Raw genomic sequence first — 9,094 nt, forward strand, 5'->3', positions numbered from 1 at the left:
GGGGTAAATGGGGATGTGGAGGGGAGAAAATGACTCTTCGTGTAGGGTTGCTTGGAGCGGGATTCATTGCAGGAGTGCATTTAGACGCTTATGCTAGGCTGCAGGATGTGGCCGTGGCCGGGATCGCTGATGTAAATGCGGAGAGAGCCGCAGCTCTGGCCGAAAAATTCGAGGGAGCGAGGGCGTATTCAGATGCATCCGAGCTGATAGCCAGGGGTGATGTCGATATAGTGGATATTTGTCTACCCACGTTTCTCCATGAGGAATATGTTACAAAGGCAGCCCGGGCCGGGAAGCACATATTATGTGAGAAGCCAATCGCGCTGGACGTTGACGGGGCGGACAGGATGGTTCAGGCCGCGAGGGATGCAGGGGTAAAGTTTATGGTTGCCCATGTGGTGAGATTCTGGCCAGAATACGCGGCCGCAAAACGCCTCTTGGATGCCGGCGAGATCGGGAAGGCAATTGAGGTATCGGCGACGAGGTTGAGCACCCCTCCCAGTTGGTCTGCAGGAGGGTGGATATTGGATCCCAGGCAAAGCGGCGGTGCAGTGGTGGACCTGCTCATACATGACATCGACTACGCCAACTGGCTCCTTGGCAAGCCGGTTTCGGTTTACGCGCGCGGGTTAAAATCAGAGACTGGCGGCTACGACCACATCCTGCTCACGGTTTCATATGCCGGCGGGGGCGTGGCGACCCTTGAAGGCGGCCGGATGATGCCTTCCAATTTCCCATTTACAACGAATTTTAGAATCCTGGGAGAAAGGGGCTGTATCGATTATAGCTCCAGGGCGGGAGAGAATATCGAATCCCGGGGGAACGCCGCATCTGCCCTTGCAATATACAAGCATGGGGAAGACGTGAAATACCCTCATGTGCCTGAGATTGATGCTTATCTCTCTGAAATAGGGTACTTCCTCGACTGCGTCAGAAACAATACGCTTCCGGAGATAGTAACTCCTGAAGATGCGCTTATGGCCCTTCGGGTGGCCCTTGCGGCCGATCAATCGATTGAGACGGGGGGACCGATTGTGATTAGCTAGAGAAAGGCACGCCTATTTGAGTTTGATTCAAATAAAACATGAAAAACACATCAAAATTCCAGGGAGAGGGGGTTAAGGCCTGGATCGAGCCTTATATGGGCTTTGGATCAAGGCGAGGTTATATGAGTGGGAAGCTTGCAATTAACGGAGGAGCACCTGTAAGAACTAAACCATTTCCTAGGTGGCCGGTGTGTGATGAGAAAGAAGCCGAAGCAGTCAGGGAGGTCGCCCTCAGTGGCAAATGGTGGATGGGTGCCTATAGTAAAGGAGAGTTAGAGAAAAGAGATAAGATTGAAGGGCGATCCAAGGTAGAGGAGCTCGAGGAGAAGTTCGCAAAGCACCATAAGGCTAGGTACGCCGTAGCTACCAGTAGCGGCTCCTCAGCCCTTGAGATAGCGGTGAGGGCGGCAGGCATAGGGCCCGGCGATGAGGTGATCACCACCCCCTACACCTTTATCGCCACATCGACCTGTATATTAAATAACAATGCGATCCCTGTATATGTGGATATCGATCCTGAGACATATAACATCAATGCGGATTTAATCGAGGAGGCGATCACTGAACGCACAAAGGCCATACTGCCGGTGCATTTCAGTGGTAACCTGGCTGACATGGATAAGATCTGCGCTATTGCAGAGAAGCATGGCCTGGTTGTTATAGAGGATGCCTCCCATGCACACGGCGTGGAGCGCGACGGCGAAAAGTACGCGGGAACCTTTGGCCAAATGGGGTGCTTTAGCTTCCAGGAGGCAAAGAACATGGCGGCGGGCGAGGGTGGTATGATTCTCACCGACGATCCGGAGTTGGAGGATATTTGTTATTCCCTCCACCATTACGGACGGGTGAGGGACGGACTATGGTATGAACACCACCGCCTTGGATGGAATGCCCGCATGACGGAATTTCAGGCGGCCATCCTGCTCGTCCAGCTGGAAAGGCTGGATAAACTCAACAGGGTGAGGATGGAGAACGTAAAATACCTGAAGTCGAGGCTGGATAGCATCCCCGGGATCAAGTACTGCAAGGATGATCCCCGGATAACAAAACACAGCCATCACCTGTTTATGATGAGATACGACTCCGAGGAGTTTGACGGGGTCCACCGCAATAAGTTCGTCGATGCCCTGAACGCCGAGGGGATACCTGCAATTACAGGGTATACATTCCCCAACTATGCCAACCCATTCATGGTAAATAAGGTATTTCACTCCGGCAGTTGTCCCGCCTCGTGCGAGAAATATAGCAGCGTGACCATAGACTACAGGGTGTATAAGGATAAATGTCCTGTCGCGGAGAGGGCTTGTTACGAAGAGGCCATCTGGCTTGAACACAGGCTTTTCCTCGGGACAAAGGCTGATATGGATGACATAGTGGAGGCTATTTTGAAGATAAGGGAAAACCTGGGTGAACTCGCGCGATAGAGATCATGGGGCCGATTGGGGGTGATAATTGGATCAAAAAAGATATGCGCGGGGTCATGTGGGGGTAAAAAATAAATCACGGAAAAGGGGGTCATTTAAAGATGAAAAAAGATATCTTGCGCACGAAAATGTTGTCTATAATCGTGCTCGTCCTAGCACTATTATTTACAGTATCTGGGATCGACGCCGCTGCAGCTTCTAAACAAGTAACCCTTAGATTTGGTGCGTGGATGGTATCCGCCTGGGTGGAGCCTTTCCAAGCTATTATCTCTGATTTTGAGAAAAGCCATCCGAATATAAAAGTGAAATTTGAATACGCCCCATTTGCTCAATACTGGGAGCAGCTACAGACGGCCGTCGCAGCCGGAACTGCTCCTGATGTGACGCTGATGAGCGTGGCCTATCTCATAGACTTCGCTAAACGTGGCGCTATCGTTAAGTTACAGCCGTATGTGGACCGAGATTTAAAAACCAGTGACTATTACATATTCGGAGATAACCGATATCCTGATAAGGAAAAAGGGGAACTATATTCCATCCCGATTCATTGGGTAAGTAAAGTTCTGTACTATAATAAAAACCTATTCGATAAAGAAGGTGTTAACTATCCAACCAATGATTGGGGTTGGGATGACCTTCTCGCAGCAGCTAAGAAGCTTACAAAGGATACCAATGGAGATGGGAAGGTAGATCAGTGGGGATTCCTAGTTGATACAGGGTTTGTGGAGAACTTTATCTGGCAAAATAACGGTGAGATACTCAATAAGGATTTCACCAAATGCCTTCTCGATGAACCCGCGGCGCGAGAGGCCGTGCAGTTCCTACATGATTTGATTTACAAGCATAAGGTTTCCCCACCTCTTGCTCGAGCTAGTAGCGGGGGGCAGGCTGAGGTTCTTGAGGATATGTTCCAGACCGGCAAGGCGGCCATGTCTATCAATGGAAGCTGGATGATAGGAATGTATCGTGACATCAAGGCTTTCAAATGGGACATAGCGTTTCTGCCCAAGGGAAAGCGGCGGGCGGTATATGCGGGTCCTGACAGCCTGGCAATCCTGAGTTCATCTAAGCATAAGGAAGAAGCATGGGAGTTTATAAAGCACTTCCTCAAGCCGGAGAGTCAGAGAATTCTCGCTAAGTATGGTACCGGCACGCCTGTTTTGAAATCCATTGCACGCTCCAAAGAATTCCTGGATTCGGAGTTGCCTCCGGAACATATGAACGTAATTCCGGATCAATTCCCGTATATACATCGCTCCTACTTTAGCTCTAAATGGTTTGAATGGATTTCCGCCATGACCAGTGAGCTTGACCTGGCCTTTATGAATAAAAAGCCTATTGATCAAGCCCTTAAAGATGCAACAGCTAAAGTTGATGCAATTCTAGCTACCACCAGGTAGGATCGCAAAATGGCGTCCCGGTGAACCCGTGGGGGGATGTCGGGGCGCCATATCCCCTACCTATATTATCAACTATAAGTATTAAGGTTCGGGAAGTGATGATTGAATGTCCTCTGACAGGCGTAGTGCAGGAAGGTATATGAGACGCCTGGAAATCTTCTGGGCATATGTGTTTCTTACTCCCACTCTACTAGGTCTCGCATTCTTCTCTCTCGGCCCTATTGTCGCTGGTTTGGCAATCAGTTTTACTAAGTGGGATATTATGACTCCGGCAAAGTGGGTGGGTTTAGTTAATTACAGAAGCCTACTTACAGATGACTTATTTTGGAAGAGTTTTTATAATACGATATATTTCACGATCGGAACCGTCCCCGTAGGAATAGTAATATCACTTCTGCTAGCTTTGCTCATAGATCGAAAGCTGAAAGGTATAGCCATATTTAGGACGGTCTTCTTCCTCCCGGTTGTGGTCTCAACCGTCGCGGCGGGAATATTATGGGGATGGCTTTTTAACTCCCAGTGTGGTCTTATTAATTATTATCTAGGTGACATCGGTCTTCTAACGCCGAATTGGCTGGCAGATACAGCATGGGCCATGCCTGCCGTGATAATAATGACATTATGGAAAACCGTAGGATATAACATGGTGATCTTTTTAGCGGGGTTGCAAGATGTACCAGAGGAATTATACGAGGCAGCATCGATAGATGGGGCTAACTGGTGGGTGAAATTGAGACATATCACGCTGCCTTGTATTTCTCCAACAACCCTTTTCGTCATCATCATGTCTCTAATAAACTCATTCCAGGTGTTTGACCAGACTTATATTATGACAAAGGGTGGCCCGGCCCATTCAACGATGACCCTTGTTTACTATGTCTATGAGAATGGCTTCAAGTGGTTCAAGATGGGATACGCCTCGGCAGTCTCCTATGCATTTTTACTTATAATCCTCGTCCTAACCCTGCTCCAGCTTAAATATCAAAACAGGTGGGTACATTACCGCTGAACCAAGGCTTGATATGAGCAGTTGACTTGATCCTGCCCGGCCATGGTTCTCATGATATACCTAAGGAATGGTGATCGAGAAATGAAGGGTTGCGGTAGAGATAGAGATAAGGTAGGACAACGGAAGCAAACTAGAGCAATCTTCCGGACATTAATTTCTTATTTAGTTCTAATAACGATTGCCATACTTATGTTTTTACCTTTCGCCTGGATGATATCTAGCTCTCTCAAGGACCCGGGGGTAATTTTTCTTTTGCCGCCCCAGTGGATTCCGCGACCATTTAGATTCGATAACTATGCCGAAGTGTGGCAGCTCATCCCATTTTTAGTGTTGCTTTATAACAGCTTTAAGATTTCACTACTTGCCGTAGTAGGGGGGTTATTCTCCTGTTCTCTAGCAGCTTATGCATTTGCTAGACTGAGATTCCCTGGCAGAGATGTAATATTTACATTGGTATTAATCACGCTTATGGTACCGCCACAGGTTACGATGATTCCCGTCTTCATGCTAATGAGACGAATCGGTTGGGTAGATAACCATCTCGCCCTTATAGTGCCAACATTCCTTGGAGGTGCATTTGGCACATTCCTTCTCAGGCAATTCTTTATGAATATCCCGGGGGAGCTTGAAGAGGCAGCAAAAATCGATGGGTGCAGTATCCCGGGAATTTACTTCCGTATATTCTTGCCGCTCTCAAAGCCCGCACTTACGACCTTGGCGGTCTTCATATTTCTCTACCGCTGGAATGATCTGTTACTGCCGTTAATCTATCTGCGTACTTTCGAAAAAATGACTTTGACAGTGGGTTTGAGCCTGTTCCAGGGGCTATATTCGGCAAATTGGACTGCTCTCATGGCGAGTGCAGTCATAAGCATGATTCCGACGGTAATCCTCTATTTAGCTGGTCAGAGCTACTTTGAGAAAGGAATTGCGATGACAGGAATTAAAGGGTGAAAAATATCTTGATTACGAGAGGAGGCTATGCCGTACCCTGTAGGTAGCAGCAGGCTATGGGTGGAAGAAATGAAATATATTGATGCACATTGCCACATTGGAAATCACCTTGAATTTTCGTTGACCCCTGAAGAGCTTCTTGACTTTATGGAGCGATTTTCTATAGATCACTCGATTATCTGCCCCATGGGGAGCGAGATCATATTGGATGTAAGGGGCGCCAATGAGAGGATTGGTAAACTAGTTAATTTATACCCGGATAAATTTACGGGTTTCGGTTGCACCAATCCATGGTACGCCTCAGCTGTTGACGAAATAGAGTATGCGATCTCAGTCTTAAAGTTGCAGGGCATCTATCTGGAGCCGAGTTTGCAGGGATTTCCTGTAAATCATGAGCTTGTATACCCCATTATGGAGAAAATCGCCCAATTAAATGTTCCTTTGTATGTACACACAGGGACGCCCCCGTACGCCTTGCCCTTACAGGTCGCTGACCTTGCAGAAAGGTTCCCCGAGATCAATATCATAATGGGCAGCATCCATTCTGACTTTTGGTTTGATGTTTTACCGGCGGCCGAGAAGGCGTCAAATCTTTATGTGGATGCATCGTGTGTCTTTGTTGAGACCGCTCTTGCGGAGATAATCGACAGGTGCGGAATAGAGCGTGTGCTTTTTGCCACGGATTTTCCGTACTATAACCCCTATATGGTGTTTAGCCGATTTTCTCTACTAAAGCTAAGTAAAGAGGGAAAAGAGTCTCTATTTCATGCCAATATAGAGAGGCTGGTCAGGATTGGTGGTGGCATGGCATGATAATCGATGCTCATACACACCTCGTGGAGGGGGATCCGCTTTATTCTCAAAGTCTTGGAGGCCTTAGAAGCGGTATAGATGTTTTGTTGGAGAATATGGATGCCTGCGGTATTGATAAGTCGATAATCTTTACCGTGGATTTTAGAATGGACCCTAAAGAAAGCAATGATAAGGTTGCATCTGTTGTAAGGAAACACAACAACAGGTTAATCGGGTTTGGAAGCGTTCACCCCAGGGATAAGGGTGAGGCTGTAGAGGAAGTCCGACGTTGCGTGGAGGAGCTTGGCTTAAGGGGATTAAAGTTTCACCCTTGGTTACAGGCATTTAAAGCTGATGATTCGTTAATGTATCCCATCGTCGAGGAAGCGATAAAACTAAATGTGCCTATAATCTTCCATTCGGGCACCCCTCCTTATACCTTACCTCTACAGGTTGCGTGTCTTTGTGATAGGTATCCGGAGGCGAAAATAATATTGGGGCATATGGGTATGGGAAATTACTGGTTAGATGCCGTACACGCCGCGGAAAGGCACCCCAATATAATTCTCGAAACGTCGAGTATGTGCCTCGGTAAACCTTTAGCCCTTGCTATAGCGAAGCTTGGAGCGAGGAGATTTATCTTTGGATCGGATAACCCGCTGATGCATCCTGCGCCTGAGTTGGCAAAGTTTAAGGCCTTAAACTTGACTGACGACGAACTTCACATGGTCTTGGGGGAGAATATAAAGAGCCTGGTTGGGTTATATTGAGCTCCTCCAGGCTGAGGGGGGTGAAACCGAGGTTGGGCTGGCGCAGATATCGCGGGATATCGCGAATTATGCTGGATCCTAAATTGCATCTGAATCAGACTTTAGGGGGGTAATGTAAAGATGAAGTTGATGCACCAAAACAGCCATAGAATCGGTATAGCACTTGCCCTTATTATGTTTTTGAGCTTGGTAGTCTTCCAGGACGCCGGCTTTACCGCGCCCAAGGCGACTATCAAGTTCGTAGCCGCCCTCTACAGCGAGGCGACGGAGCCCTACTGGCAGGGCATAATAAAGGAATTCGAAAAGCAGAACCCGGATATCAAGGTTGAGCTCGAGGTAGTCAACTGGGATAACATCCGTCAAAAGGTCAATACGCTTATAGCGACCCGCCAGGCACCTGATATCCTCAATATCGACTGGTGGGGGCATTATGCTGCTGACGATTTGCTCCTCCCACTTGATGACCTGCTGCCTGCGAAGGTAAGGGATGGATTCATCAAGTCGTTCTATGACTCTAGCAAGATGGATGGCAAACTCTACGTTTTGCCGTTGGTCGCAAGTGTCCGTGGCCTTTTCTATAATAAGGATCACTTCAAGAAGGCTGGCATCGCCAAGCCCCCTGCTATGTGGGATGAGCTGGTGGCCGCGGGCCAGAAGCTCGCGAAGCTCCCCAACGTGTCCCCGTTTGGACTCGAGATGACAGAGTTTGAAGGGCAATGCTTCCTAACATACTTCCTCTGGGGTGGCGGCGCGGACTGGAAGGATGCGAAGGGCAACTGGGCCTACAACAGTCCCAAGGCCGTCGAGGCGCTCCAGTTCATGGTCGACCTCGTGCGCAAGTATAAGATAACGAACCCTGAGCCCACGGTGACCAGTAGGGATGACCTCCAGAAGGTCTTCGCAGCTGGGCGGCTTTCCATGATGATCACGGCCTCGTTCTTCCCGACGCTCCTCAAGGACCAGGCTCCGAACCTGAACTACGGCATCGCGCCGATACCCGTGAAGGCCGGCAACCCGCCTGTAACTCTGGGCGTTGCGGACAACATAATGGCATTCAAACAAACGAAGCATCCTGAAGCAGTGGCGAAATTCCTGACCTTCATATACGAGCCGGATAACTACTACAAGTTCTGCCACGCCGAGGGCATGTTGCCGTGCACTAAGGAGGTCGCGGCGCGGCTCTCGAAGACGGATCCCACGCTTGGGCAGTTTATAGACATGCTGCCGATTGCCCGGTTTGAACCGACTAACGATCCGCTGTGGACGAATGCTTATATGGCGGCCATACATGCTGCGCAGGCGGCCATCCTCGGGCAGAAACCCTTGAAGGTCGCGCTTGACGAGGCGATCAAGAGCATCAAATAGATATCAAAGATACTAATCAGGATATTAAAATCAAATGGTCATGGCGTAGACATGGTGGCGCGCCTCCAATAGTGAAGGGGGTGGGGGCGCGCCCGCCCACACCCTGGTAGTCTACGATACATGCAATACTTGCGTGTATACCAGCATCCGATGCCTCTGTTGGGTTCATTAGATTCAAATTATAAGGGGAAATGCCTCAATGCCTGCGTTAGGTTCCGTGAGACGGCAATTTGCCGAGGTCTATGAGCACAGGACGGCCTATATCTGGCTTCTGCCGAGCGCCCTCCTCATATTCGGGGTGATCGTATACCCAATACTCCAGCTTTTCGTCACG

8 protein-coding genes are annotated in these 9,094 nt (G+C 48.9%); all 8 read left to right on the forward strand.

The window, feature by feature from the left end; genetic code table 11:
• Window positions 1-29: 29 nt before the first annotated feature.
• The 8 genes from HPY71_13455 (at window position 30) to HPY71_13490 (ending at window position 8,760) form a co-directional block, all read left to right on the forward strand.
• On the forward strand, window positions 30-1,046 hold the full coding sequence (locus HPY71_13455) for a Gfo/Idh/MocA family oxidoreductase (protein ID NPV54499.1): 1,017 nt from the start codon (window positions 30-32) through the stop codon (window positions 1,044-1,046).
• A 122-nt stretch (window positions 1,047-1,168) separates the two neighbouring features.
• Window positions 1,169-2,470, forward strand: a complete 1,302-nt coding sequence (locus HPY71_13460) for a DegT/DnrJ/EryC1/StrS family aminotransferase (protein ID NPV54500.1) — start codon at window positions 1,169-1,171, stop codon at window positions 2,468-2,470.
• A 101-nt stretch (window positions 2,471-2,571) separates the two neighbouring features.
• Window positions 2,572-3,870, forward strand: coding sequence for a sugar ABC transporter substrate-binding protein (locus HPY71_13465; protein NPV54501.1), 1,299 nt, complete (start codon window positions 2,572-2,574; stop codon window positions 3,868-3,870).
• Window positions 3,871-3,976: 106 nt separating this feature from the next.
• On the forward strand, window positions 3,977-4,879 hold the full coding sequence (locus HPY71_13470; protein ID NPV54502.1) for a sugar ABC transporter permease: 903 nt from the start codon (window positions 3,977-3,979) through the stop codon (window positions 4,877-4,879).
• 81 nt (window positions 4,880-4,960) lie between these two features.
• Window positions 4,961-5,833 carry a carbohydrate ABC transporter permease gene (locus HPY71_13475; protein NPV54503.1) on the forward strand — a complete coding sequence of 291 codons (873 nt, stop codon included), beginning with the start codon at window positions 4,961-4,963 and terminating at the stop codon, window positions 5,831-5,833.
• Window positions 5,834-5,893: 60 nt separating this feature from the next.
• Window positions 5,894-6,646: an amidohydrolase gene (locus HPY71_13480; protein ID NPV54504.1), complete on the forward strand. Its 753-nt coding sequence runs from the start codon at window positions 5,894-5,896 to the stop codon at window positions 6,644-6,646.
• The gene (locus HPY71_13485; protein NPV54505.1) at window positions 6,643-7,395 is read left to right on the forward strand and encodes an amidohydrolase; all 753 of its coding nucleotides are present in this window, start codon (window positions 6,643-6,645) and stop codon (window positions 7,393-7,395) included. Before HPY71_13480 ends, HPY71_13485 begins: the two co-directional genes overlap by 4 nt.
• A 120-nt stretch (window positions 7,396-7,515) precedes the next feature.
• Entirely contained in the window at window positions 7,516-8,760 is a 1,245-nt protein-coding gene (locus HPY71_13490; protein NPV54506.1) for an extracellular solute-binding protein, read from the forward strand.
• Window positions 8,761-9,094: the final 334 nt, after the last annotated feature.

The organism is Bacillota bacterium, assembly GCA_013178125.1.
Classification (GTDB): Bacteria; Bacillota; SHA-98; order Ch115; family JABLXJ01; genus JABLXL01.